The sequence below is a fragment of the Streptomyces sp. CA-210063 genome, assembly GCF_024612015.1.
Lineage (GTDB): Bacteria > Actinomycetota > Actinomycetes > Streptomycetales > Streptomycetaceae > Streptomyces.
The window spans coordinates 10,569,833-10,593,533 of sequence record NZ_CP102512.1 but is presented as its reverse complement, the minus strand read 5'-3'; the positions used below and the strand labels follow the sequence as shown (position 1 = coordinate 10,593,533).

The window sequence follows — 23,701 nt, the reverse complement described above, 5'->3', positions numbered from 1 at the left end:
GGATGCGCACCACCGTACGGACCGTGCTGGGCGCCCTGCTGACCCTGTTCGTCTCCAGCCTGGCCATCTTCCTCGCGCTGGCGGCCGCACCCGGCGACGCGGCCTCCCGGCTCGCCGGCTCCAGGGCCACCGCCGCGCAGGTCGCGGTGATCCGCCACGCCAACGGCCTCGACCAGCCGCTGCCCCTGCGCTACCTTCACTGGCTGGAAGGCTGCCTGCACGGCGACTTCGGTACGTCGCTCCAGTACCAACAGAGCGTCTCCTCGCTCCTCGCACCCCGCGTGGGCCAGACCCTCGCCCTGGTCGGCCTGACCGCGCTGCTCATCGTGGTCGGCGGACTCGGCGCCGGAATCCTGGGAACGCTGAGCCGCCCCGGCTCCGCCGCCCTCACCGTCCTCTCCGGCGTCGGGGTCGCCGTGCCCTCCTTCGTGGCGGCCGCTCTGCTCATCCAGGTCTTCGCCCTCTGGCTGGGCTGGCTGCCCGCGATCTCCACCGGCGTCGGCGGACTGAGCGGGCTGCTCCTGCCCGCCCTCGCTCTCGCCCTGTCCTGGGCGGCCTACCTGTCCCAGGTCGTACGCGCCTCCCTGCGGGAGCAACTCGGCCAGGAGCACGTGGCCATCGCCCGCTCCCGGGGACTGAGCCCGGCGGGAGTCTTCCGTCGGCACGTGCTCCGCAACGCGGCACCGGAGATCACCACGGTGTCCGGGCTCGCGGTCGCCGGGCTCATCGCGGGCACGGTCGTGGTGGAGCAGGCGTTCGGCATCGGCGGCCTCGGCTCGTTCCTCGTCCAGTCCGTGGCGAGCAAGGACAGCAACGTCGTCCTGGCGATCAGCCTGCTGATGGTGGCCGCCTTCATCGTCACCACCACCGCCACCGACCTCCTGCACCGCGCACTCGATCCCCGTGTCCGTGCCGCATCCGCGCCCCGGGAAAGGAAGGCCTGATGACGGCGGCATCACTCGCACTCCCGGCGGCGAAGCCCGGTAGGTGGACCCGCGTGGACCCCCTGTCGGCCGTCCTGGGTGCAGCCCTGCTCCTCCTGGCCCTCGCCGCCCTGCTCGCCCCGCTGATCGCCCCCTACGACCCGGCGGCGACCGACATCCTGGCCGCCAACTCCGGCCCCTCACCCGCCCATCCGCTCGGAGCGGACGAACTCGGCCGCGACGTCCTGTCGCGACTGCTGCACGGCGCCCGCCTCAGTCTGCTCGGCCCCACACTCATCATCGCCGCAGCCACCGTCCTGGGCACCGCCCTCGGTATCGCCTCCGCCTGGCTGGGCGGCTGGTTCGACGCGGTGACCAGTCGGATCCTCGACTTCTTCTTCGCCTTCCCCGGCCTGCTGCTGTCCGTCCTGGCCGTCGCGATGATCGGCACCGGCTTCCTCGCCCCGGTCACCGCGCTCGCCCTCGCGTACACGCCGTACATCGCCCGCGTCACCCGCACCATCGCCGTACGCGAGCGCAATCTCGCCTACGTGGAGGCGCTGCGCAGCCACGGCCTCGGCGGCTGGGCGATCTGCCTGCGCCACCTGGTCCCGGCCGTGTGGCCGGTGATCCGCGCCCAGGCCGCGATCGCCTTCGGCTCGGCGCTGGTGGACCTCGCGGCGGTCTCGTACCTGGGACTCGGAGTTCAACCACCCTCCTCGGAGTGGGGGTTGATGGTCGCCCAGGGGCAGTCGTCCCTGCTGGGCGGCACACCCTGGCAGTCGCTGTCCGCCGGAGTGCTGATCATCTTCGTCGTCCTCGCGGTCAACACCATCGGCGAACGGGCGAGTGACACGGATACGGCAGGAGTACGTCCATGAAGACGCCCGAAGGTACGCCGGTGAAGGCGCCCGAAGCGCAGCAGCCCCTGCTCGACATCACCCAACTCCACGTCGATCTCGCGGGCGGACGGACCGTCCTGCACGACGTCTCGTACGCTGTCCGGCCCGGCGAGTCCCTCGGTCTGGTCGGCGAGTCCGGCTCGGGCAAGTCCATCAGCCTCAAGGCCGTCCTGCGCATGCTGCCCGCCGGGGCCCGCGCGGAGGGCGGCATCAGCTTCGACGGACGCTCCGTGGCCACCATGAACGCGCGCGAGCTACGCGCTTTCCGAGCCGGCGAGGTGGCGATGATCCCGCAGGACCCGCGTGCCGCCGCCAACCCCGTACGCACCGTCGGCGACTTCCTGACCGAAGTCCTGGTCCGCGCCCGGGGCGTTCCACGCAGACAGGCCGCCGAGCAGGCGGTCCGGCATCTCACCGACGTCGGCATCCCCGACGGCGAGCAGCGGCTGCGCCAGCACCCGCACCAACTGTCGGGCGGCCTGCTCCAGCGCGTGATGATCGCCGCAGCCCTGGCCGCCGAGCCCCGGCTGCTGCTCGCCGACGAGCCGACCACCGCGCTCGACGTCACCACCCAGCAGGAGGTGATGGCCATCCTCGACGAACAGCGCCGCCGGCATCACCTCGCCATGATCCTGGTCACCCACGACCTCGACCTGGCCGCGGCCGTCACCGATCGCATCGCCGTGATGTACGCCGGGACGATCATCGAACACGCCCCCTCCAATGGCCTGCACCAGACCGCCCAACACCCCTACACCGCAGGCTTGTTGCGCTCTCGCCCGGCCATCGGCATCCGGGCCCGCCCGGTCAGCCTCCCCGGCCGCCCCCAGTCGGCCTTCGAGGCAGGGCCGGGATGCGTCTTCGCCGACCGTTGCGGCTTCGCCGAGGATCGCTGCCGCACGGCCCGGCCGCGTCTCGAAGCGCACGGCACCCACCTGGTCGCCTGCCACCGCGTGGCCGAACTGGCAGCGGCCGGAGGCCTCCTGGAGAGGACATCATGACCACACCTGTTCTGGAAGCCAGCGGCCTGCGCAAGGAGTTCCCCGGAAACCGGGTCGCCGTCGACGACGTGTCCCTGACCCTCCCACCCGGCGGATCGATGGGCGTCGTCGGCGAGTCCGGCTCCGGCAAGACCACGGTCGCCCGGATGCTCGTCGGCCTGGAAACTCCTACGGCCGGCACCGTCCGGATCGACGGGGAGTCTCTGATCAGGGGCCGAGCCGTCCCCCGTGGCCGTGCCGAGCGGCGCCGCCGCGCCCGCCGGATCCAGCTCGTCTTCCAGGATCCCTACGCCTCCCTCGACCCCCGCCAGACCATCGCCGCCGGCCTCGACGAACTCCTGCGCCTGCACGAACCCGACCGCGACCAGCGCCGCGCGCGTGCCGCCCAGCTCCTGGACCAGGTCGGCCTGGACGCCCGGACGGCGCGTTCGACGCCGGGTGCCATGTCGGGCGGACAACGCCAACGGGTGGCCATCGCCCGCGCCCTCGTGTCCCGCCCGAAGATCCTCGTACTGGACGAGGCCGTCTCCGCGCTCGACGTGTCCATCCAGGCACAGGTGCTCAACCTGCTCGCCGACCTGCGCGACGAACTCGGCATCGGCTACCTCTTCGTCACCCATGACCTTGCCGTGGTGCGGCAGGTGACCGACGAGCTGATCGTGATGCACCGGGGCCGGGTCGTCGAGCGTGGCCTGACCGACGAGGTGCTCACCGCGCCCGAAAACCCCTACACCCGCGAGCTGTTGGCAGCCGTGCCCCGTGACGGCTGGCGCCCGGTTCGCCTCCATTGACGCGCGGTGCACACCCGGCGTTGGGACGCGTCGACCGCGGACTGAAGTGGGACTGCGGGTACGCCTACATCCAGTCGACGCCTGTCTGCCTCCCTTGGGCACGGTCTGCCCCGGCGGCGGCTCGCCGAATGGACGGATCCCAGCGGGTTCATCCCAAGAGCAGCCTTGGACGTCACGTCCGGTTCGACGACCGCTGCCTCGGCACCGGCCGCCTGAAACTCCGCGAGGCGTTCTCCAACGGCCGGTCGAAGGGCACCGGCCGCTGACCACCCATCGGGCTGACCACCAGCACCCGAGCGGCTCCCGCAGCGTGGTCGGCACTGTCGTTGGAACGCACGCCGCCGTCCACGTACCTGCAGCCGTCGATCGTGACCGGCGGCCAGACGCCCGGCACCGCGCAGCTCGCAGCCACCGCGTCCACGGCCGTGATCCGCAGGACACGGGCGGGCCACGTGTGTGACGGCAATCGCGACTCGATCACCACACGCCGCACCGGCACCATCTCCGTTGGGACGCAGGTCACGCGGCGAGGCGAAGTCCCTCGTCCGGCTCATGGCCTCAGCGTCCACGCCTGTCTCGGGCGCCCATCCTGCGTCTTCGGTCGTGTCGGCTTCTCTCGCCGGAGAACGACCTTCTTCGCGCGAAGTACGACCGTGCTCGTGGACTCAGCCTCGTCGGTCAGGAGTTGAGGCAGGACGCTCGTGTACGTGTCTGAGGTGATCAGGCGGGAGCTCTGCCTCAGCCGCTCTTGGGTGACCTTGATGTCCGCCTTGATGAGCAGCGCCCACGTTGCCGACAGGTGCCGGGTGTCATGCAGGCGGATCGGAGGAAGCCCAGACACTTCGACAAGCCGGTCGAACCGTCGGCTGATCCAGTCGGGGTGGAGCGACTCGCCGTTCTCGTGGGTCCCGAGCCGGTTGCTTTCAACCCACGCCTTCTCCCCGGACCACTGCTGACCTTCCTGTTCCTGGGGCTCCTGCCATGTGGCCCATAGCGCTCGTGTCATGGTGTCGTGCGTGACGGTGCGCGCACACTGTCCTGCTTCGGGGCCTCGTCGTACATCCGGTAGGCGATCTCGACAACCTGCGCGGAGATGCGGAACCACGAGCCGGTCAGGCTGACTTCGTTCCACGGCAGCGCACACATCTCACCGCGCGGGGGCCCCGGAAGTTGAACCCGTGCCATGTGCCGTACAGCCTGTCGTCGGCGATGAAGTCCAAGAACTCGCCGGTCTGCTGTCCACCAGGCGCCGCGACCGCGGCATGCGCCGGCGCCGACTACCGGCGGACCGGCAGGTCCTGATGGTGCTCGGCCACTGTGGTGCGGACGCACTACGCGCAGCTCGCGGCCGGCTTCGGCGTGGGGATCACCACGGTGCACCGGTCGGTGGCCGAGGCCATCGAGGTTGAGCGTCAGGCCCTCGTCATCGCCCGAGCCCTGCACTTCGGCGCCCGGGTGCTGATCCTGGACGAACCGACCTCGGCGCTCGGCGTCCGCGAGGCCGAGATCGTCCTCAGGGCCGTCGAGACGGCACGGGACCGAGGCATCGGTGTCGTCCTGATCACCCACCAGGCCCACCACGCCCTTCGGGTCGGCGACCACTTCGCCGTCATCGCCCACGGCCGGCTCGTCGCCTCGTTCGCGCGGGGCGAGAAGGAGGCAGCCGAGGTCATCGACCTGATGGCGGGCGGCGCGGCGATGGAGGAACTGGAGCGCGGGCAAGCATGAGCACGATGCACAAGGCGATGGCGACGGCATCCGGCTACACGTCGCCCCGATTCTCAGGCGTCCACGACGCCTTCGAGAGCAACCTCCGCAACGGCGACGACATCGGCGCCTCCGTCGCCGTCTACCACCACGGCGAGCTCGTCGTGGACCTGTGGGGCGGCGCCCGGGACACCAGCGGGACGCCGTACCCCGAGGACGCCCTGCACGTGGGGTACTCCGTGACCAAAGGCGTCATGGGCGTGGTGCTCGCGAGCCTGGTCGATACGGGCGAGGTGGATCTCGACGTGCCGGTGTCGGCCTACTGGCCGGAGTTCGGCGCGGCCGGCAAGGACGGCGTCCTGGTGCGTGAACTGGCCTCGCACCGAGCCGGCTTGCCCGCCTTCGACGAGCCGGTGACCAAGGCCGACCTCGCCGACTGGGACGCCTGCGTGCGACGCCTGGCCCGACAGGAGCCGGCGTGGTACCCGGGCATCCGGCACGGCTACCACGCCCTGACCCTCGGCTACCTGGTGGGCGAGGTCACGCGGCGCGCGAGCGGCAAGCGCGTCGGTGCCCTGTTGCGCGAACGCTTCGCCCAGGACAGCGACCTGCAGGCATGGATAGGTCTGCCCACCGAGCACAACGGCCGCGTCGTCACGTACCAGGACGCCTCCCCCACACCGGGAATCGGCGCCCTCCTGGCCAGGTCCGCCGAGACCGCGGGCACGCCGACCCACGCCGCCTTCAACAACCCCGTCATCACCGCCGAGCTGTTCAACGACCCCGCCTTGTGGCGGCCGGAGATCCCCGCCGCCAACGGCGTCTTCGACGCCAGGTCACTGGCCCGGCTCTACTCCGGCGTGGTCGACGGCCCGCTGCGTGCCATCTCCCCCACCACTGTGGACCGAGTCCGCCGGCAGCAGGTCCACGGACCCGACGAGGTCCTGGTCGACCAGCCCACCCGGTTCGGCACCGTCTTCGGACTGTCCTCCCCACGTCAGCCCATGCTCGGCCCCGGCTCCTTCGGCCACGACGGCCTCGGCGGTCATCTGGCCTTCGCCCACCCGGAGTCCGGTATCGCGTTCGCCTTCCTCACCAACCGGGCCATCCCCGACCCCACACCCCACACCCGCCTATGGCGCCTTCTCTCGGCGGTGGCAGCGGCCCTGTGATCAGTAGTGCGCCGCGCAGGTCAGGTGGTGGTCGCGGGACCGGGCGGCAGGTGGACCGTCATGATCAGGTGGCAGGTCTCCGTGCCCGCGCCGCGGTAGGTGTGAGAGGTGTCGCCGTCGAATGTGGCGGTCTGCCCGGCTTCGAGAGTGTGCTCGGTGCCGTCGACGATCAGAGTCATCCGGCCGGAGGTGACACTGACCGTTTCCACGACTCCGGCCTGATGGGGGTGGCTGGGGTATTCCTCACCCGGTTCCAGTCGCCAGCGCCAGACCTCGACCGGGGACGGCCCCGAGGTCGTCAGCATGAGCCGGGCCTCGCTGCCCCGCTCCCCGGTCCACAGGGGTGCCACGGCGTCGGCGGCCACGACACGGACACGCCCTTCGGACGGTCCCTGCATCAGGGCGGACACCGAGATGCCGAGGGTGTCGGCCAGCCGGACCAGCGTGGCCAGGTTGGGATTGCCCTGCGCTTTCTCCAGTGCCACCAGAGCTCCCTTGCTGACCTGGGCGCGTCGGCCGAGTTCGTCCAGGGAGAGGCCCGCCCGGGTGCGGGCCGCCCGGACGTTGTGCGCGACCGTCCGCAAGGCTGCGGCTGTCTCGGCCATCTGATCTCCCTCCTCGCCACTGACCACCACAGTGCACCGCGCGGTCGTTTGGTTGACACGGACCGGTCGTTACGTTGTACCGTGCGGTCGTTCAGATGATTGTAAGGGAAGTGCTGTGATCGCTCTGCTGCTGGCTCTGGGCAGCTCGCTCGCCTATGGATGCGCCGACTTCCTCGGCGGCCTCGGCGCCCGTAAGGCTCATGTGCTGCGTACCGTGATGATCGCGGCCCCGGCCTCTGCCCGTCGGTGTGGGCCTGGTGCAAGGCGAGCATCTGGCCGTCGCCGGACTGGTGGGTCTGCCGCTCGCGCTGGTGGCGGTCGTACTGGTCAGCGCCGGACACGGCGCCGGGTCGGAGCGCCCCTCCCGTACGGCGCTGCCGCTGGCCTTCGGCGCGGGCGCCGCCATCGCCCTCCAACTGGTCTTCCCGCACCGGGCGCCGTCCGACAGCGGGTGGCGCCGCTGATCGTCGGCCGGGCGGTCTCCTCGGCCATCACCTGGCCGCAGCGGGGGTGGTGTACCGCAGGCTTGGCCCGGAGCGGCCCGCGTCCGCGATGTCGGCAGCCGCAGGCATGCTGGACTCCGTGGCGAACCTGCTGTTCCTGCTCACCGCCCGCGGCGGGGACCTCGCCGTCGTCGCCGTGATCGTCGCCCTCTACCCGGCCTGCACGGTCCTGCTCGCCCGCAGCGTGCTCGCCGAACGCGTCCACCGCGGCCGGCTCATCGGCCTGGGCACCGCCGCCGTCGCCGTCAGCCTGCTCGCTCTGACCTGAGCGGCGGACCTGAGCAGCCCCGTAGCCGACGACCGAGGAGACCAGCATGTCCGTCCAGCTCTGGGACGCCGGCCTCGACGAAGCCGAATGGCAAGCATGGCTCACCGAAGGCCACGACTTCGGACAGCCCAGTGCCAACGGCCTGCCCGGCCATCCGCCCGTTGCCGTGCCCACCGACGGCGTCCCCACCAGCTACTGCACAGCCGTCCAGTTCACTGCCGCGCCCATATCGTCGACGGCCCCAAGGCCAAGGCAGAACTGCTGGGCCGCCAGGTCGTCGTTGCCCACCACACGCCGGCAGCGCCGCCGCCGGGACCGCGTCGGCCCCCAAAAGCCCTGACCCCCGCCGCCACCGCCCACACCAGGACACAGGAAACGGAAACCCCGCCCATGCCCGCCTTCCGCATCACCCCCGCCGTCGCGGACGCCTTCCCGGATGCCCTCATCGCCCTGGTCACCGCGACCGGCCTGCGCGGACGCGAACCCTGGCCCCACACCACCACAGCCCTGGAGGACCTGGAGCAGCAACTCGCCGACGGCACCTGGCACCCCGCCGACGAGACCGACCCCCGCATCGAGGCCTGGCACACCGCCTACCGCTCCTTCGGCACCAACCCCCGCCGCATCCGCCCCAGCGTCGACGCGCTCGGCCGTCGCCTCGCCAAGAAGGGAACGCTGCCGCGCATCACCCCGGCCGTCGACTCCTACAACGCCGTCTCCGTCCGGCACGGCCTGCCCGCCGGCGCCTTCGACCTGGACCGGATCACCGGCGACGTCGACATCCGGTACGCGGACGGCACCGAGTCCTTCACCCCGCTCGGCGAACCCGACACCGTCGAGAGCCCCAAGCCCGGCGAGATCATCTACGCGGACGCCACCAGCGTCCTGACCCGCCACTGGAACCACCGAGACGCCCACCGCACCCGCGTCACCGAGGACTCCACCCACGTCGCCTTCGTCCTCGAAACCCTCCACTCCTCCCGCGACGGCGACCTCCTCAAGGTCGCGGCGGAGGAACTGCAGGGTTTGCTAGCCCCGCATGCCGCACAGACCGCCGTGTGCTACCTCAGCCCGGCACGCCCCCGGGCCACCACCTGAGACCGCCACCGAAGCGGATCTCGTCGGCGAGGCCGGTGTGCAGGACCCGGCCGCCCCGGCGCCCCGCCACGAACAGTCCCGCAGAGTCCACGAACTCCTCCAGGCCGGTGAGAGCGCAGGCCAAGAACGAGCATGACCGTGGGCATCACCTGTGATCTCGATGCCGTCGGTGAAAAGAGAGACCCGGCCGCGGGCTCCCGTGGCGACGGGGAGTCCGCGGCCGGGTCGTTCACCGCACCGGCCCAGTGCCCACGGGCGGTGCGGGCCGGGCACGCACAGCCCGCTTGCTGCGCGTGCCCGGGGCTACAAGGTGACCGTCAGCGGCGTGGCGCCAACGGTCCTGCTGTCGTCGCCATGCTCGACCAGGCCGAGGTAGGCCTGACCGGCCTCGAGGTTCCGCCAGGAGACGGTGCACGTGACGAGCACGTGATCACGTGTACAGCGCGTGCGCCCGCGAGGGCCGGCGTGCCGCGATACCAGCCGGCCCCCGGCGGGTCGCCGTTCGTCTGGGGGCGGTTCGCCCAGGTGTCCCGTGCTTTCCCGGAGCTCGCGTGCCCGGGCCGCGGGGGTATGCCGCTGGGCGGCAGAACCGCCGCGAAGGTGCCGGCGATCACCTTGTGGCCGAGCGGATTCGGGTGGGGTCCTGCATGGTGCAGCCCCAGGTCAGTTGGCAGATCTTGGCCACGTTCGCGGGTACCTCGCCGTAGCCGGGCAGACTGACGGGGGTGACTTCGTCCGAGGAGAAGGCTCCGGCCACGTCCGCGACCTTGAATCCGGCGCCGACTTACACCTGCGAGACGGCCGCGTTCTTGGACTTGACCAGGCCGACGGAGTCCTGGGCGGTCTGCTGCCGGGCGGCGCCGCGGTGAGATGTAGTACGTGGTGGCGGCTTTGCCGTTCTTCGGCGAGTCGGCGGTCTCCGCCACACCGGGCGCGTCGCTCAGGACGACAGCCAGAGCGGCGGCGAGGAGTTGGGGCGACTTGTGCCTGGTCCACGCTGTTGTGCTCATCGGTTGGGTGTGCTCTCTGTTCATTTTTCGGCAGGGGGTGTTGCCGGGGCACTCAACGCACCCGGTGGCCTGCCCGGTACACCGCGCGGATGTCGGCGACGGCCGAGATGTCGTCGACAGGGGAACTGCCGAGCACGAGGAGGTCGGCGTCCGCGCACGGAAGCAGTACGCCCTTGCGTCCGGCCCGGCCCACCGCTTTGGCGGCCTCGGCGGTCGCGCAGCGCAGCACTTCACGGTTCGGCATCCCCAGCTCGGCGAGCTGGATCAACCCGTACGGGTAGACGCCGTGCGGTTTGCCGGGACTGATGCCTGAGTCGGTTCCGGGAACGACCCGAGCACCCGAGGCGATGACCTTGGCCACGATGTCCATCAGGGCGGCGAAACGAGCGACCACGGCCGGAGGAGTCGGTTCCTTGCCGGGCCTTATGCCCACCGTGAGGCTGACGAACGTTCCTCGCCGTACGACCTCGTCCAGCACTTCCTGCCGCAGGCCGACGCCTTCGGGAGTGAAGAAGGAGAAGTGCTCGATGGTGTCGAAGCCGGCGTCGACCACGTCCGCGATCGCCTGGACGGCGTGGGCGTGGGCGGCCACGCCGAGCCCGAGCCGGTGCGCCTCGTCGGCGATCAGTCGCAGGTCGGACCGGTCGTACTGCTGGTCAAGGGCACTGGAGCCGGGAGTCATGGCGCCGCCGCTGGCCATCACCTTCACCACGTCGCAGCCGCGCTCGGCGCGTTCGCGTACCGCCGCCCGTAGCGCGTCGGCCCCCTCGGTCTCGCCGCCGAGGAACCAGCAGTGGCCGCCGGGGGCGGTGATCGGCGGGCCCGCGGCAACGATATCGGGGCGCTGCGTGGGCGGCACCTGCTCGCGCAGTGCAAGCGTGAGGTAGTCGCGGTCGCCGAGATCCCGGACCGTGGTGACACCCGCCGTCAGCGTGGTCGCCGCGGCCGCGCGTGCGGTCTCCAGCACGGTCTCGTGGTCGTCGGACGTCACATGCGCCACGGCGTCGTCGGTGCCGTCCCAGCACAGATGCACGTGCGCGTCGATCAGTCCGGGAAGCAGCCACGCATCCGGCCCGAAGTCCGTCACCGTCGCGTACTCCGGAGGTGGCGCTCCCGTGAAGTCCACGTCACGGATCACGCCGTCCTCGACCAGCACCATGCCCGATTGCCTGACGTCCACGCCGTCGAAGACATGCCCTGCCCGTAGCGCCAGCAGCTCGCTGCGCATAACAGTCATCTCCAAGGAACCGCAAAAGTGGGGGGATTGGGGGGACAAGCTCAGTTGTCGCTGAGCAGGCGGCAGGCAGCTGCGCGTACTGGTCGTTGGGACAACACGGTCGTCGTACGTCAATGGCGTGCCTGCGCGTCCAACTCTTGCCGCTGACCCAGCCTTTCGGGAACGAGAGATCACCGATGGCGGGTATAGACGAGATCAATACCGTCATCCCGAGCGGACGCATGCAGGTTGATGTTCCATCAGCTCTGCGGTGTGTCGTGCGATGCGCTCTGTGCCGTATCGGCGGCGACCAGTCGGCCGGCCTCGACCGCGGTCTTCCTCAGCCAGACGTGTGCGGGGTCACGATCGTGCAGCGGGTGCCACCACAGGGATTCCACCAGCCGCCCCCTGCCGAACGGCAGCTCGACAACGGCCGTGCCGCTGTCGACGGGGAACAGGCGGGCGGCGCGTTCCGGGACCACTCCCACCCGGTCGGTGCCGGCGATCAGGAACGGCATGGTCAGGAAGTTCTCGATGGCGATCTCGACCCGCGGTTCCAGGCCCTGGGCGTGCAGCCCGTGCAGGGGCGAGAAGCCGATCGCCGGGAAGTGGTAGGGCAGCACCCAGGGGCGTGCGGCGAGCGCTTCCGGGGTCGGTGGCGACGACGTGAGGGTGTCGGAGGAGACGACGCATACCCAGCGGTCGTCGTACAGGTCGATGGCAGGGACGTTCGCCAACAGGCCCTGCGCCAGCAGCATGCCGTCAACGGTCCGCAGATGCTCCGGCGCGTGGCGGACGATGTGCGGGGTGTTGTGCTCGAACCGCAGCCGCACCCCCGGTGCCGTGTCGCGCACCAGGCCGGCCAGCGTCCGGCCGAAGGTGGCCAGATGCATATCGGTCACCACCAGGGTGAACTCGCGCCGCGCGTGGGCGGGGTCGGAGACGGGGCGGGTCTGAAAGACCTGGTCCGCCGAGCCGAGCGCCTGCGCCGTGTGCGCGGCCAGACGCTCGGCCAGCGGGGTGAGCTCGTAGGTGTTGCCGACACGGGTGAGCAGGTCGTCGCCGAAGTGGCGGCGCAACCGGGCCAGCGCGGCGCTCACGGTGGGCTGGCTCAGCCCCAGCCGCTGGGCCGCCCGCGTCACACTGCGCTCCTGCAACAGCGCGTCCAACGGAACCAGCAGGTTCAGATCCAGACCCACGCCGCCAGGCCTCCGCGCACTATTGATGTTGTCCATGGCCAGCATAGGCGGTCTCGGATGTCCGAAACTCCTGGCGAGCGGCGGGAATTGGGCCCGAAGGCACGCCGGACGAGGGCGAGTCCGAACGGTGGCTTGCAGGTGGCCTGGCGATGTCGAGAACACCGCGGCTCCGGGCCTGCTCTCGCAGGTGTCCGGACAGCTGTGCGGAAAGGATGAAGACAAAAGCAATGGGACGCGTGCCCGCATTATGGTGGGCAAATGCCGACGACACCGGGGGAGCAATCAGGCCCCTCCGAGAGCGAGTTTCATTCAGACCGACACGTGGCGGAGTCGTTCGGTGTGGACGCCGAGCGCTACGACCGGACCCGGCCCCGCTATCCCGACGCCCTGGTGGAGCAGATCGTCACCGCCAGTCCTGGACCTGACATCCTGGACGTCGGCTGCGGCACCGGCATCGCCGCCCGGCAGTTCCACGCCGTCGGCAGCCGGGTGCTCGGCGTCGAGCCCGACGGCCGCATGGCCGAGTTCGCGCGGCGCAGCGGGCTCACGGTCGAAGTAGCGACCTTCGAAGCCTGGAATCCCGCCGGCCGAACCTTCGACGCGGTCGTCTCCGGGCAGGCCTGGCACTGGGTGGACCCGGTCGTCGGCGCGTCCAAGGCGGCCCGCGTACTGCGACCCGGCGGCCGGCTGGCGGCGTTCTGGCACGCCTTCCAGCTTCCCTGCGACCTGGCGGACGCCTTCGCCGCGGTCTACCAACGGGCGGTGCCCGATGTGCCGTTCGACCTCCAGTTGGTCAAGCGCCCCCTGGAGGCGTACCAGGCGACGTTCACCAAGGTGGCCGACGCGTTGCGAGAGGTGGGCGGGTTCGGCGACCCGCAAGAGTGGCGATACGACTGGCAGCGGTCCTACACACGCGACGAATGGCTGGACCAGCTGCCGACCCTCGCGGAACTCACCCAACTCCCGTCGAACAAGCAGGCGCAGGTGCTGGAGGATGTCGGCGCCGTTCTCGACGCGATCGGGGGCAGCTTCACGATGTCGTACACCACGGTGGCGGTCACTGCGGCGCGAACCGGCGCCTCGGGCCCGTTCTGACGATCCGTGCGCCGCGCGCGAGGACGTCGGCTTCCCGCGACATCACCCTGAGCTTGCTCTTTATCTTCGGGCGTCACACAGAGCGACCAGCGTCTCGAAGCGTCCGACGGTCTTGCCGACGTCGTTGCGGGGAGCCCGCCACCGGTTCCTCACACCGGGTGGTCGTCCGGGGCCGGTGCCGCGGGGTTTGGGAACACGGGCTGGACACAGCGTGTGGGGGCGGATGTTCCTGAACCCGCAGCGAACACGGGCCGGGGTCAACTGCGCGGGCGGGGTGGGCCTCTCCCAGGGCCGCACCGGTCGACGTCCTGCATGCTGGCGCCGGTCTTGGAGAACCACAGCCAGACCGGTGGCGCTTCGCGGTCCTTGGAGAGGTGCTCGACCTTCAGCCTGATCAGGGTGCCCTCGGCCAGGGGGAGTTCGCCTTCATGGTCAATCCAGGCTGAGCGGCGGGTCAGGCGTGGGTGGACGCGGTCCCATGCCTGGGTCTGGGCCTTTCCGTAGTTCGTGGTGTCCGCCGCGGTGACGACGGAGGGCTCGGGCCAGGTCTCCGGTGTGTTGAAGCGGAACTCCGGTCCGTGCTTGGGTGGCCGTCCGCCCTGCGGGTCGTAGACGCGGGGTGGTTTCGGCAGCCGCATCACCCTGTCGGAGCGGACCCTGCCGACCAGTTCGACAGGCAGGTCCCGCAGGACCCAGGAGAGGCGGGTGATGTCGTAACCGGCGTCGCCCACGATGACGATCTCCGGATCGCCGGACACCCACTGCCCTGCCGCGATCAACCGCTCGACCACGTCGCGGAGCTGGGCGGCAGTCACTGCGGTGGCGTCGTCCACCGGCCCCAGGCGGTCCACGTCCACGATCGTGGTCCAGAAGGTGCGGCCGGGCTCCAGGACGGCGACGAAGGAGTGGGGCCAGCCCGGGATGAACTGGGATGCGGACTTCGCACGGCCATAGACATGGCAGAACAACCTTTCCGCTGAGCACGGCGCGTCGGAGCGGAACCACGGCGAGACGTCGACGGCCAGGACCAGCCTCCCATCAGGGAGACGCGGCAGCGGCAGGCCGACCAACACCGTTCTCAGCTGCTCGGCGTCGATACGCCCCTTGTTCAGGCCGCCGTACATCCCTCCGTGACCACGCCGGTGCTCCGGTGTGAGCATCAGATCGACCGGTGACCTCACCCGGCCGACCGCGCACAGCACCGCGTCCGCGAGCTCGAACAGTTCATCGCCCCGGGCGGTCAGGCACGCAGAGAAATCGCCCCGAAAACGAGAGACTTCCGCCAGCGTCTCCCGCCGGGCCCCGGATGAGAGCAGACTCATTTTCACGGCCTTCACGCTGATCAGAAGCCTGATTCGACACGGCACACGATCGCGCGAAGGCCGCCCGCTTATCTGGCGAAAGCAAAGACCCCCTCAAGTGCGAGCTCTGTTCGAGGGCCGCCAGTGTGCTCATCGGGCCGCCACTGAGGTGGGCGATGGCCGCAAACGGCGCGAGCTGAAGCCTAGGACGAGTTCCCCCGTTCACCGAGCATCACCCACCAGGGGATTGAGCACAGCTAGGACGGCACACCATCCGCCGCCAGCTGACGAACACGCCTGGATCTTCCTCGCCAGGTGCCGCGCTTAGCCGACCAGGAGATCGAGGTTACGTCCCCGTCCCTGGTCGGGCGCGGGCGTCCGTGGCCAGGGTGTGGTCGAGAACGGCCGCGGCCAGGGGTGCGTGGACGGCGCGGGGCAGGGCGTGCCCCATGCCCGGTATCTCCACCAGCCGTGCCCCGGCGATCACTTGGGCGAGATGGTCGGGGTGCGGCGGTGGGAAGACGGGCTCGGCCGGGGCGGAGATAACCAGGGTCGGCACCTCGGTGCGCGCAAGTTCCTCGGTGCGGTCCATGCCGGAGTGGTCCGCGCGCCCGTGGGTCATGGGCGCCTCGTAGCGCCCGGCGTGCTCGATGATGCGGCGCTCCGAGGCCCGGAACTCCTCGGAGTCGAAGGAGATCTGATCGCCGTTGAGCAGCCGCCAGTGCTCCACGCGGTGGTCCAGCTCGCCCTCCAGGCCACGGTCCTCGTGGGGGTGGGACCACAGTTCGAGCACCCGTGCGTCGATGGGCGGGAGTCGGTCTACGGGAGTTCGGGAGCCGTCCGGGTGCGACAGTGGGGTGCTGCTGAGAGCGCCGGTGCCCATCACGGTCGCGCTGAGCAGCCGTTCGGGGTGATCGGCGATCAGCAGTTGGGTGAGCATGCCGCCGAGGGAGTGACCGACGATGTGCGCCCGCTCCACTTCGTACGCGTCGAGGACGGCGATCGCGTCCGAGGCGAGGTCGACGATGCGGTACGGGTGCGTGTCGAAACTCAAGCTGGAGCGGCCGGTGTCCCGGTGGTCGTAGCGGATGACGCGGTGGCGCACGGCCAACGCATCAACCAGTCCCTCCGGCCAGCCCAGCCCAGACGCCCCGGCCCCCATGATCAGCAACAGGGTGGAATGCCGGGGGTCGCCGCGCACCTCGGACCATAGCCGCACCGCCGGGTCGATCTGGATAAACCGCTGATTCACGGCACCGCTCCTCACATTTACGACTCAATGACGAGACGAGCCGTCTCGTCATCTTGCGTCATCATCATGATGCACACCCCGGAGTGATGCAATACGATTCGTCTCGTCTCGTTGCTGGCCGGACACTCGAAGGGGTGCCAGAACTCATCTCGATACTGAGCCAAGCTATTACTCTGCGTGACGCCCGAAGATAAAGCACAAGGTGAGGGCCCGTCCCTCCCCCTCCCGGAAGCGTGTCGCCGGCCGTAGCCTCATGGGGTGACCCAAGTAGGCGGTCGACGACTCCGGCGAAATCTGCCCGGCCTGCGGTCTCCGCCCGGTCGGTCGTTTTATTACACTTTCAGGTCACCTTAGTGAACTGGAGTTCCCTGAGCTTGTCGCCTGGGCGGCCTGGAGGTTATTCCGGGGCCCGTCAGACGGCAGCAGCCGGGTTGCTCCAGCAACTACCGGGCCGGACCCACCACAGTGATCCGAGGAAGTCCATTCCATCACGCTGCCGCTTCGCCTGCGTCGGCACCTCGTCGGCGCCCAGCGCGTGGCTGAGTTCCTCGACGGCGATCCCCGCGTGCTGCACGTCGCCTACCCGGAGCTTCCCGCAGACCCGCAGCATGAGCTCGCCAAGCGGCAGTTCGGCGGGCAGGGCTCGGCGCGCTGATCGCTTTCGCTCTCGACGCCGGGCACGACACCCGCAATGCCTTCGTCAACAGCCTGCGGCTGATCACCTCCGCAGTGTCGCTCGGCCACGACGAGACTCTCATCGTCCACGAGGACGCCCCCGCCGCTCGCGCCGCCATGTTCCCCGAGGTGTTTCGCACCCATGGCCTACTGCGCCTGGCGGTGGGACTGGAAGACCCCGATGACCTCATCGCGGACCTGGCCGCAGCTCTGGACCCGGCCGGGTGCCCACGCCCTGACACAGCTGTCGGGCCGCACGCGCAGACGCGAGAGGCCCTGCCTGATGTCGGCCGAGGAGCGGGGTCGCGAGTCGACAAGCGTGCGCAATGGCCGGTATACGGAGCGTCATTGGTGGGGTGAGGTGAGGATGCCGCGCGAGAGAGCGACGGTGACGGCTGCGGTGCGGTCGTTGACACCCAGCTTGACGAACGTTCGCAGCAGGTGCGTCTTCACCGTCGCTTCGCCGATGTACAGCTGCCGACCGATCTCACTGTTGGACAGACCGCGCGCGACGAGGCCGAGCACCTGAACCTCCCGGGGGGTCAACTGCTCCCCGGCCGGCGCCTGCATGTGGGTCACCAGCCGCGCGGCCACGAGTGGGGCGAGGACGGTTTCGCCACGGGCTGCCGCCCGGATCGCGTCGGTCAGGGTACCGATCGGGGTGTCCTTGAGGAGGTACCCGGTGGCGCCGGCCTCGATCGCCGGCAGGATGTCGGCGTCACCTTCGTAGGTGGTCAGCACGAGCACGCGAATGCCGGGGTGCTCCTGGCGGATGCGCGCCGTCGCGGTAACGCCATCAGTACCCGGCATCCGCAGGTCCATCAGGACGACGTCCGGGCGCGTCGCGGAGGCGAGGACGATCGCCTCGTCGCCGGAGCCGGCCTCGCCCACGACCCGCAGGTCGTCGTAGGCCTCGAGCATGACGCGGAGGCCGAAGCGTACGACGGGATGGTCATCGACGATCAGGATGTTGACAGTCATCGAGCCGGTTCCGCCTGCTCAGTGGTCGGGTGTGGAGCTGAGATCAAGCACAGGCTGCAGGCTACGCGCCGCCTGCTCGTCCGGGGCCATCGGCAGTTCGACCCGCACCGTGGTGCACCGGCCAGGAGTCGATCGCACCGTGCAGGTTCCGCCGAGGCTGGAGGCGCGGGTGCGAATGCCGAGCAGGCCGTATCCACCCCGGACGGTGGCCGGGTCGAAGCCCCGGCCGTCATCGGTCACTGCCAGCGTCATAAGGCCGTTTTCGTGGCGTAGCTCAATCCGCACCGTCGTGGCGTCAGCGTGCTTACCGACGTTGGCCAGGGCCTCCTGCGCGGTGCGCAGCAGGGCGATATCGGTGCCGGTAGATGTGCCGGACCGCTCGCCGACGATCGACACCTCGACGCGCGTACCCGTGTCGCGGGTATGCCGGGCGGCGAGCCGGTCCAGCGCATCCGCGAGGCTGCGGCCGGTCAGGTCGACCGGGGCCGATGCGGCGATCAGCGAGCGTGCCTCCGCGAGGTTCTCGCGGGCGGTCTTTTCCAGGATGTCGAGCTGGCCGTCGGCGGCCGTCGGGTCACGGGGCAGAGTCGTCCGTGCGGCCTGGGCGAGCATGAGGATGCTGGTGAAGCCCTGTGCCAGAGTGTCGTGGATCTCGGCGGCCAGGCGTTCGCGTTCGGCATGGACGCCGGCCTCGTGGCCCGCGCGTTCCAGGGCGGCCCGCGTACGGGTCAGTTCCTCGATCAGCGCGGCCCGCTTGCGGTTCTGCTCGCGGATGCCGGTCAGATAGGCGCCCACGAGGATCGTCACGGTCATGGGCACCAGAACGCTCACGCCGACCATCGCCAGCGTGTAGCGACTGACTCCGACCCGCGCGAACATGGCCCAGGCGAGTTCGGCGTAGAGGATCAACAGCAGCGGTACACGTACCCGCCACCTCGCGACCATCACGAACAGCTGTGGGCAGAGCGCGAACAGCAGCGCGCCACCGATCGGGGCTATGGCGAGCAGAAGCGGGAACGCGACCGCCAGGGCGGCGAAGTAGGCCGCACCCCAACGCTCGTCGCGGTTTTCCATGGCCCTCGGAGCGACCAAGGCGTACCAGGCGACGATGACGGCGAGCGTACTGAGGGCAAGCAGGCGCTGTCCGAGCGCCACGGTGACGTCGGCGGCTATGGCGACGCCAAGTGGTATCGCGACAGCGCCGACGAGGACATGCCATCCGGCGCGGTAGCGGTATCCGAAGTCGACGGTGCTGCGCACTGCCACGCCCTGCCCACCTTCGCCGCCCAGATCCGGCCGCCAGTATTCGGGCGCCACGTCCAGTGTGCCGGACTCGGCGCCGAGGAACGTCCACGCACCGGTGGAGCCGTGCGTACGTCGATCGGTTGACAACGGGGTCCAACGAACCGTTGTCGCCGCCGCGGCCACAGAACCGTCACGCTCATTGTCGAGCACCTCGGCTCCACACCTGGAGGTACCCGCATGAAGAAGAACTGGCTCGTCATCGCCTTCGGCGCAATGCTGATCTTTGGCGGCGTGACCTGGACCTTGCAGGGACTCGACGTCATGCAGGGCTCAGCGATGAGCGGCGTGACGCTGTGGGCGGTCGTCGGACCGATCGTGGCGATCGTCGGTCTGGTCCTGCTGGGTGTCGGCTTCGCCCGGCTACGCCGAGTCAGCCGATAAGCGCCGGTCAGATGTCTGGCATCAACACGGAGACTCAGAAGACAGGTCGGCCGACACCAGAAAAACCGCCCAAGCAGTGGTACGGCGAGCTTGCCGGCGTCGCGGCCACCGCGCTCGCCCTGGGCGTCGGTGAGCTGGTGGCAGCCGCGACGGGCGGGCCCTCAGCGCCCCTGGTGGCGGTGGGGGGCGTTGCCGTGGACGCCGCGCCGACTCCCGTCAAGGAGTTCGCGGTCACGGTGTTCTACACGTACGACAAGCTGGTGCTTCAGGCGGGAATCGTGCTGGTGCTGGCGGTCTTCGCCGCGTTCATCGGTGTACTGGCCATGCGCCGGCTCGGGTACGGGCTGGCCGGCGTCGCTGTGTTCGGGGTGATCGGCGTACTCGCGTCAGCCACCCGGCCCAGCGCCACGTGGGCGTACCCACTACCGACGGTGGCCGGTGCACTGACCGCCGCCGGCCTTCTGGTGCTGCTGCGTCGCACCCTGCCGCGCCCTGCGGCGGCATCGGCGCAGGACCTGGGGAACGACACCGGCCCGGACACGGACGTGACGGCGCAGGAAGGCCCCACCCCCGTGCAGGGGGCCCGTTCGCCGTCGTCGGATGCCGACATCTCGGTGAACGTGGACGGCGCGCGGCGGCCACCGGGCCGGCGGCGGTTTCTCGTGCTGGCGGGCGGAGCGATGGGTGCGGCCGTGGCGGCCGTACCGGGCGGACGCCAGATCTGGGCACAGCGTGTGGCCGCGGCCCGGGCCGCGGTGGTTCTTCCGTCCCCGTCGAGCCCGGCACCGCCCTTGCCCGCCAAGGTGTCCGTCGGCGTGCCTGGAGTGGAGCCGTTCGTGACCAGGACCGCGGACTTCTACCGGATCGACACGGCTTTGACGGTGCCGCAGATGGAACCGCAGGACTGGCGGCTGAGGATTCATGGCCGGGTGAAACGGCCGCTGACCCTGACGTACGAGCAATTGCTGGCACGGCCGATGGTGGAGCGTTACATCACGCTGGCGTGTGTGTCCAATGAGGTCGGTGGTGAGTTGGTCGGTAACGCCCGGTGGTTGGGGGTACCGATCAAGGATCTGCTGGATGAGGTGGAGCCGGATGACGGGGCGGATCAGGTGGTGAGCCGTTCCGTGGACGGCTACACGGCCGGCACGCCGACGGCAGCGTTGCGTGACGGGCGGAACGCGTTGCTGGCGGTCGGGATGAACGGGGAGCCACTGCCGGTCGAGCACGGGTTCCCGGTCCGGATGGTGGTGCCCGGGCTGTACGGATACGTATCGGCGACAAAGTGGTTGACGGAGCTGGAGCTGAGCCGTTTCTCGGACTTCAGCGCCTATTGGGTACGGCGGGACTATGCGGCGCTGGCTCCGGTGAAGACACAGTCGCGGATCGACACGCCGACCGCGGGCAAGCGTCTGGAGCAAGGCATGGTGATGGTGGCAGGGGTGGCGTGGGCGCAACATCGTGGGGTGTCCGCGGTGGAGGTCCGCGTGGACGACGGACCATGGCAGCAGGCACAGCTCGCGGCGGTGCCGTCGGTGGACACATGGCGGCAGTGGAGCTGGCCGTGGCAGGCGACGCCCGGCAAACATCGGCTGCAAGTACGCGCCACCGACAACACCGGCCAGGTACAGACAGGACAGGCGCACAAGCCGTTGCCCGACGGGGCAACCGGCTGGCACACGATGAAGGTCACGGTTACCTGAGCACTTCCCGCCGGGCGGAGGTCCCCGCCTGAAGGCTGAGGTGCACGCCTCCCCTTCCTCGGTGAACGCCATGCGCCTCGGTGAACGCCATGCGGTCGCGGGACCCGAGCCCCGCGAGGGCGCGGCCGCCACTCGCTTCGTGCCGCCGCTCATGGCGTCGCCGTGTCCGTTGGTCTCGCGCTCACGCCTGCCCGCGTCGGCCATGGCACCAACCCGCCTTTCAACACCGCACTCGCCTTGTACTCCCCGGCAAAGTCACAGGCGACTGGTGGCCCTACAGCCGACGTGAGGGCCGGGCCGGCGACGAATGAACACGGTGGGGGCGGACCTGGCCGGCCCGCCCCCACCTTGCGGGGTAGGGGGGTGTTACCCCGCGTCTGTGGCGGACGTGCCGGCCGGGGCGAGGTTCGGCCCTGGCGTGTCGGCGCCGTCCTTGCTCTTCCGCTCGCCGGTCTTGCGCTCGCGCTCGCCGCGCTTGCGGTCGCGCTTGTCCTTGGCCTCCTGCTTCCTGATCTCGTCAGCCGCCTTCTCCATCGCCTTCAGTTCGGCCCGCACGTCGTCAGCGGGGCGGCGTTCCAGAGCAGCGCCGTAGCGCATGGCCAGCAGGTCCATGGCCTCCGTGTCGGCCTCCTCGACCCCGGCAAGGATGACGGTGCCGCCCGGCGGGACATGCGGCGTGAAGGCGCCGACGGCCTCGGTCGCTTCGGTGGCCCGCTGGTAGTCGTGTCCTCCGCCGATCAGCGCACCGATGCCCCAGCCCATCAACACGCCGAGGGGGCCGCCGAGGATGCCGACCAGCGAACCGACCAGCCCGCCGACCGCGGTGCCGCGTCCGAACTCCGTGTCCATGCCCTCAGGGAAGTGGACGGTGCCGTCCTCCATGCGCTCGATCAGAACGGCGCCGCGGACCTCGGTGGTGACGGAATTGAGGTGCTTCAGCTCGCTGAGCGCCTGGTAGGCGGTGGCGCGGTCGGCGAAACGGAGGGCGATGGCGTTCTCGTTCGTGGTCACAGACATGAGCTCTCTCCTTGCAGCCTCAAGGGGTGGGTGACGTGCGGGGCCCGCTGCCGCGGGTTCCGCGCCATCTGTGAGACAGTATGTATCAGAGACTCTTTGTGAGTCAAGTCGTCTCACAAGTTGCTCGGAAGGAGAGGTGCCCCGATGCACCGTACGAACGACGACCCCCGCGCCCGCCGCAGCCGCACCAACGCCCTGGCCGCCGCCACCGAACTCCTCGCCGAAGGAGGACCGGGACACATCACCCACGCCGCCGTCGCCGCACGGGCCAAAGTGGGCCGCGCCACCGTCTACCGGCACTGGCCCGACCTGCGGGCCCTCCTCCTGGACACCCTGACCAGCGCCGCCCACCCCATCCTCACCCTGGGCCACGGCCCGGTCCGCGACGAGCTGGTGACACACCTGCAGCAGCAGGCCGACTGGCTCAACCAGCCGGTCTCCGCCTCCGTCATCGCTACCGTCATGGAGCGCGCGGAGCGGGACCCGGACATACGAAGCCTGCGCGACGAGATGTTCGGCCGCGCCGGTGAGCACCTCACCGACGCGCTCGCCGCCGCCGTCGCACGCGGTGAACTACGCGCCGGCGTCGAAGAACACACCCGGGACCTGGTCTCCCGGATCCTCGGTCCCCTGCTCTTCCTGCGGCTCATGCTCGGCGCGCGGCCGGACAGGGAGACGGTGGCCGACACGGTCGACGCCGCCCTCACGGCCTGGCAACCGAACCCATGACAGCCGCAGACAGACCGATACCGAACGGTTCGAACATCAGCCGACCGGCACCCCGCATCCTCACGCGCCCGCCCTCGCCCTCAGGGCCGCGCCCATCGACGGCTGAAGCCGACGCTCGGACCAGGGATACAGCCCCTGCCGCCGCACTCAGTGCCCAGTGATCACCTTCACCATCACCACGCCCGCGCCGATCGCCGCGTCCATCAGCCCCGCCACGCCGGAAGGCAGTAACCCACCGCCCATCCGCCGCCCACCCGCGAAGCCCCAGACCGCCATCGAGGCGACGTCCACGCCGACCGCGATCCACAGCGCGGTGGACAGACCGAGGGCGCCGGCCGCCGACAGGGCGATCATCAGAAGCGGGCCCGCGGCGCAGCTGAGCAGCGGGCTGCTGACGAACAGCAGGTGCCGTACCTCGCGGCGGCCGGCCAACCGTTGGTGAACGACGCGGTGGGCCTGCATGTCGGCCACCAACGTCGCCAGCCACAAGCCGACCGCGGTGCCCGTGACGTACCACGCCGCCGTGCTGTGCCGGGCATGCGCGTTCTGCGCCAGGCCGACCACCACGGCGAGCATGGTGATCACCGCGTAGATCCGTTCCTTGAGCCGCTCGCCCAGGGCTTCGAGCTTCTGGGCAGAAGGTTCCGGGGAGCCGGAGGCCGACGGTTGCTCAGCGTCGAGATCGGACATGCCGGAACCGTATCGAAAGGACGTTACGGCCGCGCGCGTGGTGCCCAGGCGGTGGGGCCACCCGCAACGCGGCTGAAGTACCGGGGAGTTGAGCGAGTCCCTGCAAAGTGGCCCGGCTCGGTGCCAAGGCCGTGCCATGGAGCGGTCCCACGGCTCCGCGAGTTCACTGCTTCTGAC

25 protein-coding genes and 3 pseudogenes are annotated in these 23,701 nt (G+C 70.1%); 15 read left to right on the top strand and 13 right to left on the bottom strand.

Features of this window, described 5'->3' with window-relative positions:
* The first annotated feature begins 2 nt into the window (after window positions 1–2).
* From JIX56_RS46235 to JIX56_RS46220, 4 genes are read left to right on the top strand one after another with little or no spacing between them, the layout of a single operon-like run.
* Window positions 3–944 carry an ABC transporter permease gene (locus JIX56_RS46235; protein WP_257550306.1) on the top strand — a complete coding sequence of 314 codons (942 nt, stop codon included), beginning with the start codon at window positions 3–5 and terminating at the stop codon, window positions 942–944.
* Window positions 944–1,804: an ABC transporter permease gene (locus JIX56_RS46230; protein WP_257550304.1), complete on the top strand. Its 861-nt coding sequence runs from the start codon at window positions 944–946 to the stop codon at window positions 1,802–1,804. The genes JIX56_RS46235 and JIX56_RS46230 overlap by 1 nt, the downstream gene beginning before the upstream one ends.
* The gene (locus tag JIX56_RS46225) at window positions 1,801–2,826 is read left to right on the top strand and encodes an ABC transporter ATP-binding protein (protein ID WP_257550302.1); all 1,026 of its coding nucleotides are present in this window, start codon (window positions 1,801–1,803) and stop codon (window positions 2,824–2,826) included. Before JIX56_RS46230 ends, JIX56_RS46225 begins: the two co-directional genes overlap by 4 nt.
* Window positions 2,823–3,617, top strand: coding sequence for an ATP-binding cassette domain-containing protein (locus tag JIX56_RS46220; RefSeq protein WP_257550300.1), 795 nt, complete (start codon window positions 2,823–2,825; stop codon window positions 3,615–3,617). The genes JIX56_RS46225 and JIX56_RS46220 overlap by 4 nt, the downstream gene beginning before the upstream one ends.
* A gap of 172 nt (window positions 3,618–3,789) precedes the next feature.
* Here the strand turns inward: JIX56_RS46220 and JIX56_RS46215 are convergent, their stop codons facing one another.
* Window positions 3,790–4,140 (bottom strand): patatin-like phospholipase family protein, encoded by a 351-nt coding sequence (locus JIX56_RS46215; RefSeq protein WP_257550298.1) that lies wholly within the window; start codon window positions 4,138–4,140, stop codon window positions 3,790–3,792.
* Window positions 4,141–4,795: 655 nt separating this feature from the next.
* On the opposite strand from JIX56_RS46215, the pseudogene JIX56_RS48265 reads away from it, so the two are divergent.
* Window positions 4,796–5,024: pseudogene (locus JIX56_RS48265) on the top strand (IS5/IS1182 family transposase); the annotation flags it as partial.
* 317 nt (window positions 5,025–5,341) lie between these two features.
* Complete coding sequence (locus JIX56_RS46205) at window positions 5,342–6,496, top strand: serine hydrolase domain-containing protein (protein WP_257550295.1); 1,155 nt, start codon at window positions 5,342–5,344, stop codon at window positions 6,494–6,496.
* A gap of 20 nt (window positions 6,497–6,516) precedes the next feature.
* Here JIX56_RS46205 and JIX56_RS46200 read toward each other — a convergent pair whose 3' ends face one another.
* Complete coding sequence (locus JIX56_RS46200; protein ID WP_257550293.1) at window positions 6,517–7,101, bottom strand: helix-turn-helix domain-containing protein; 585 nt, start codon at window positions 7,099–7,101, stop codon at window positions 6,517–6,519.
* Window positions 7,102–7,216: 115 nt separating this feature from the next.
* On the opposite strand from JIX56_RS46200, the pseudogene JIX56_RS47770 reads away from it, so the two are divergent.
* From JIX56_RS47770 to JIX56_RS46180, 3 genes and pseudogenes are all read left to right on the top strand, one after another.
* Window positions 7,217–7,872: pseudogene (locus JIX56_RS47770) on the top strand (EamA family transporter).
* Window positions 7,873–7,918: 46 nt separating this feature from the next.
* Complete coding sequence (locus tag JIX56_RS46185) at window positions 7,919–8,212, top strand: hypothetical protein (protein ID WP_306819923.1); 294 nt, start codon at window positions 7,919–7,921, stop codon at window positions 8,210–8,212.
* Between the two features lie 50 nt (window positions 8,213–8,262).
* Window positions 8,263–8,970 carry a B3/B4 domain-containing protein gene (locus JIX56_RS46180; RefSeq protein WP_257551513.1) on the top strand — a complete coding sequence of 236 codons (708 nt, stop codon included), beginning with the start codon at window positions 8,263–8,265 and terminating at the stop codon, window positions 8,968–8,970.
* Here the strand turns inward: JIX56_RS46180 and JIX56_RS46175 are convergent.
* The 5 genes from JIX56_RS46175 to JIX56_RS46155 all read right to left on the bottom strand — a co-directional run bounded on the left by JIX56_RS46175 (window position 8,939) and on the right by JIX56_RS46155 (window position 12,431).
* Window positions 8,939–9,061 (bottom strand): hypothetical protein, encoded by a 123-nt coding sequence (locus tag JIX56_RS46175; protein ID WP_257550288.1) that lies wholly within the window; start codon window positions 9,059–9,061, stop codon window positions 8,939–8,941. The genes JIX56_RS46180 and JIX56_RS46175 overlap by 32 nt on opposite strands.
* Before the next feature lie 212 nt (window positions 9,062–9,273).
* Entirely contained in the window at window positions 9,274–9,396 is a 123-nt protein-coding gene (locus JIX56_RS46170; RefSeq protein WP_257550286.1) for a hypothetical protein, read from the bottom strand.
* 184 nt (window positions 9,397–9,580) lie between these two features.
* The gene (locus JIX56_RS46165) at window positions 9,581–9,727 is read right to left on the bottom strand and encodes a hypothetical protein (protein WP_257550284.1); all 147 of its coding nucleotides are present in this window, start codon (window positions 9,725–9,727) and stop codon (window positions 9,581–9,583) included.
* Between the two features lie 305 nt (window positions 9,728–10,032).
* A complete protein-coding gene (locus JIX56_RS46160) occupies window positions 10,033–11,208 on the bottom strand; it encodes an amidohydrolase family protein (protein ID WP_257550282.1) in 1,176 nt (391 codons plus the stop codon).
* 248 nt (window positions 11,209–11,456) lie between these two features.
* Window positions 11,457–12,431 carry a LysR family transcriptional regulator gene (locus tag JIX56_RS46155; protein WP_257550280.1) on the bottom strand — a complete coding sequence of 325 codons (975 nt, stop codon included), beginning with the start codon at window positions 12,429–12,431 and terminating at the stop codon, window positions 11,457–11,459.
* A gap of 222 nt (window positions 12,432–12,653) precedes the next feature.
* Here JIX56_RS46155 and JIX56_RS46150 point away from each other — a divergent pair, with 222 nt between their 5' ends.
* Complete coding sequence (locus JIX56_RS46150; protein ID WP_257550260.1) at window positions 12,654–13,490, top strand: class I SAM-dependent methyltransferase; 837 nt, start codon at window positions 12,654–12,656, stop codon at window positions 13,488–13,490.
* A 60-nt stretch (window positions 13,491–13,550) separates the two neighbouring features.
* Here the strand turns inward: JIX56_RS46150 and JIX56_RS46145 are convergent.
* Both JIX56_RS46145 and JIX56_RS46140 read right to left on the bottom strand, forming a co-directional pair.
* Window positions 13,551–14,812 (bottom strand): annotated as a pseudogene (locus JIX56_RS46145) (transposase).
* A 325-nt stretch (window positions 14,813–15,137) separates the two neighbouring features.
* The gene (locus JIX56_RS46140) at window positions 15,138–16,043 is read right to left on the bottom strand and encodes an alpha/beta fold hydrolase (RefSeq protein ID WP_257550259.1); all 906 of its coding nucleotides are present in this window, start codon (window positions 16,041–16,043) and stop codon (window positions 15,138–15,140) included.
* A 487-nt stretch (window positions 16,044–16,530) separates the two neighbouring features.
* Here JIX56_RS46140 and JIX56_RS46135 point away from each other — a divergent pair, with 487 nt between their 5' ends.
* Together JIX56_RS46135 and JIX56_RS48260 are read left to right on the top strand one after the other, a co-directional pair.
* Window positions 16,531–16,698: a PLP-dependent transferase gene (locus JIX56_RS46135; RefSeq protein WP_306819956.1), complete on the top strand. Its 168-nt coding sequence runs from the start codon at window positions 16,531–16,533 to the stop codon at window positions 16,696–16,698.
* Entirely contained in the window at window positions 16,695–17,078 is a 384-nt protein-coding gene (locus tag JIX56_RS48260; protein ID WP_443032093.1) for a PLP-dependent transferase, read from the top strand. The genes JIX56_RS46135 and JIX56_RS48260 overlap by 4 nt, the downstream gene beginning before the upstream one ends.
* Here JIX56_RS48260 and JIX56_RS46130 read toward each other — a convergent pair.
* Entirely contained in the window at window positions 17,064–17,699 is a 636-nt protein-coding gene (locus JIX56_RS46130; RefSeq protein WP_257550258.1) for a response regulator transcription factor, read from the bottom strand. The two genes, JIX56_RS48260 and JIX56_RS46130, sit on opposite strands and share 15 nt — an antisense overlap.
* Window positions 17,700–17,717: 18 nt before the next feature.
* Complete coding sequence (locus JIX56_RS46125) at window positions 17,718–19,154, bottom strand: sensor histidine kinase (protein WP_257550257.1); 1,437 nt, start codon at window positions 19,152–19,154, stop codon at window positions 17,718–17,720.
* 27 nt (window positions 19,155–19,181) lie between these two features.
* Between JIX56_RS46125 and JIX56_RS46120 the strand changes: the two genes are divergently transcribed.
* Together JIX56_RS46120 and JIX56_RS46115 are read left to right on the top strand one after the other, a co-directional pair.
* On the top strand, window positions 19,182–19,385 hold the full coding sequence (locus tag JIX56_RS46120; protein ID WP_257550256.1) for a hypothetical protein: 204 nt from the start codon (window positions 19,182–19,184) through the stop codon (window positions 19,383–19,385).
* A gap of 194 nt (window positions 19,386–19,579) precedes the next feature.
* On the top strand, window positions 19,580–21,088 hold the full coding sequence (locus tag JIX56_RS46115; RefSeq protein WP_257550255.1) for a molybdopterin-dependent oxidoreductase: 1,509 nt from the start codon (window positions 19,580–19,582) through the stop codon (window positions 21,086–21,088).
* Window positions 21,089–21,454: 366 nt separating this feature from the next.
* Here the strand turns inward: JIX56_RS46115 and JIX56_RS46110 are convergent, their stop codons facing one another.
* Entirely contained in the window at window positions 21,455–22,105 is a 651-nt protein-coding gene (locus tag JIX56_RS46110) for a histidine kinase (RefSeq protein ID WP_257550254.1), read from the bottom strand.
* A gap of 144 nt (window positions 22,106–22,249) precedes the next feature.
* On the opposite strand from JIX56_RS46110, the gene JIX56_RS46105 reads away from it, so the two are divergent.
* Window positions 22,250–22,834: a TetR-like C-terminal domain-containing protein gene (locus JIX56_RS46105; protein WP_257550253.1), complete on the top strand. Its 585-nt coding sequence runs from the start codon at window positions 22,250–22,252 to the stop codon at window positions 22,832–22,834.
* A 147-nt stretch (window positions 22,835–22,981) separates the two neighbouring features.
* Here the strand turns inward: JIX56_RS46105 and JIX56_RS46100 are convergent, their stop codons facing one another.
* The gene (locus JIX56_RS46100; RefSeq protein ID WP_257550252.1) at window positions 22,982–23,524 is read right to left on the bottom strand and encodes a hypothetical protein; all 543 of its coding nucleotides are present in this window, start codon (window positions 23,522–23,524) and stop codon (window positions 22,982–22,984) included.
* Window positions 23,525–23,701: the final 177 nt, after the last annotated feature.

Bases quoted from the DNA above. Each gene is read 5' to 3' on its own strand.
- JIX56_RS46220 (WP_257550300.1), top strand. From the start codon at position 2,823: ATGACCACACCTGTTCTGGAAGCCAGCGGCCTGCGCAAGGAGTTCCCC.
- JIX56_RS46185 (WP_306819923.1), top strand. From the start codon at position 7,919: ATGTCCGTCCAGCTCTGGGACGCCGGCCTCGACGAAGCCGAATGGCAA.
- JIX56_RS46205 (WP_257550295.1), top strand. From the start codon at position 5,342: ATGAGCACGATGCACAAGGCGATGGCGACGGCATCCGGCTACACGTCG.
- JIX56_RS46235 (WP_257550306.1), top strand. From the start codon at position 3: ATGCGCACCACCGTACGGACCGTGCTGGGCGCCCTGCTGACCCTGTTC.
- JIX56_RS46130 (WP_257550258.1), bottom strand. From the start codon at position 17,699: ATGACTGTCAACATCCTGATCGTCGATGACCATCCCGTCGTACGCTTC.
- JIX56_RS46160 (WP_257550282.1), bottom strand. From the start codon at position 11,208: ATGCGCAGCGAGCTGCTGGCGCTACGGGCAGGGCATGTCTTCGACGGC.
- JIX56_RS46180 (WP_257551513.1), top strand. From the start codon at position 8,263: ATGCCCGCCTTCCGCATCACCCCCGCCGTCGCGGACGCCTTCCCGGAT.
- JIX56_RS46105 (WP_257550253.1), top strand. From the start codon at position 22,250: ATGCACCGTACGAACGACGACCCCCGCGCCCGCCGCAGCCGCACCAAC.
- JIX56_RS46100 (WP_257550252.1), bottom strand. From the start codon at position 23,524: ATGTCCGATCTCGACGCTGAGCAACCGTCGGCCTCCGGCTCCCCGGAA.
- JIX56_RS46200 (WP_257550293.1), bottom strand. From the start codon at position 7,101: ATGGCCGAGACAGCCGCAGCCTTGCGGACGGTCGCGCACAACGTCCGG.
- JIX56_RS46155 (WP_257550280.1), bottom strand. From the start codon at position 12,431: ATGGACAACATCAATAGTGCGCGGAGGCCTGGCGGCGTGGGTCTGGAT.
- JIX56_RS46110 (WP_257550254.1), bottom strand. From the start codon at position 22,105: ATGTCTGTGACCACGAACGAGAACGCCATCGCCCTCCGTTTCGCCGAC.
- JIX56_RS46225 (WP_257550302.1), top strand. From the start codon at position 1,801: ATGAAGACGCCCGAAGGTACGCCGGTGAAGGCGCCCGAAGCGCAGCAG.
- JIX56_RS46120 (WP_257550256.1), top strand. From the start codon at position 19,182: ATGAAGAAGAACTGGCTCGTCATCGCCTTCGGCGCAATGCTGATCTTT.
- JIX56_RS46230 (WP_257550304.1), top strand. From the start codon at position 944: ATGACGGCGGCATCACTCGCACTCCCGGCGGCGAAGCCCGGTAGGTGG.
- JIX56_RS46150 (WP_257550260.1), top strand. From the start codon at position 12,654: ATGCCGACGACACCGGGGGAGCAATCAGGCCCCTCCGAGAGCGAGTTT.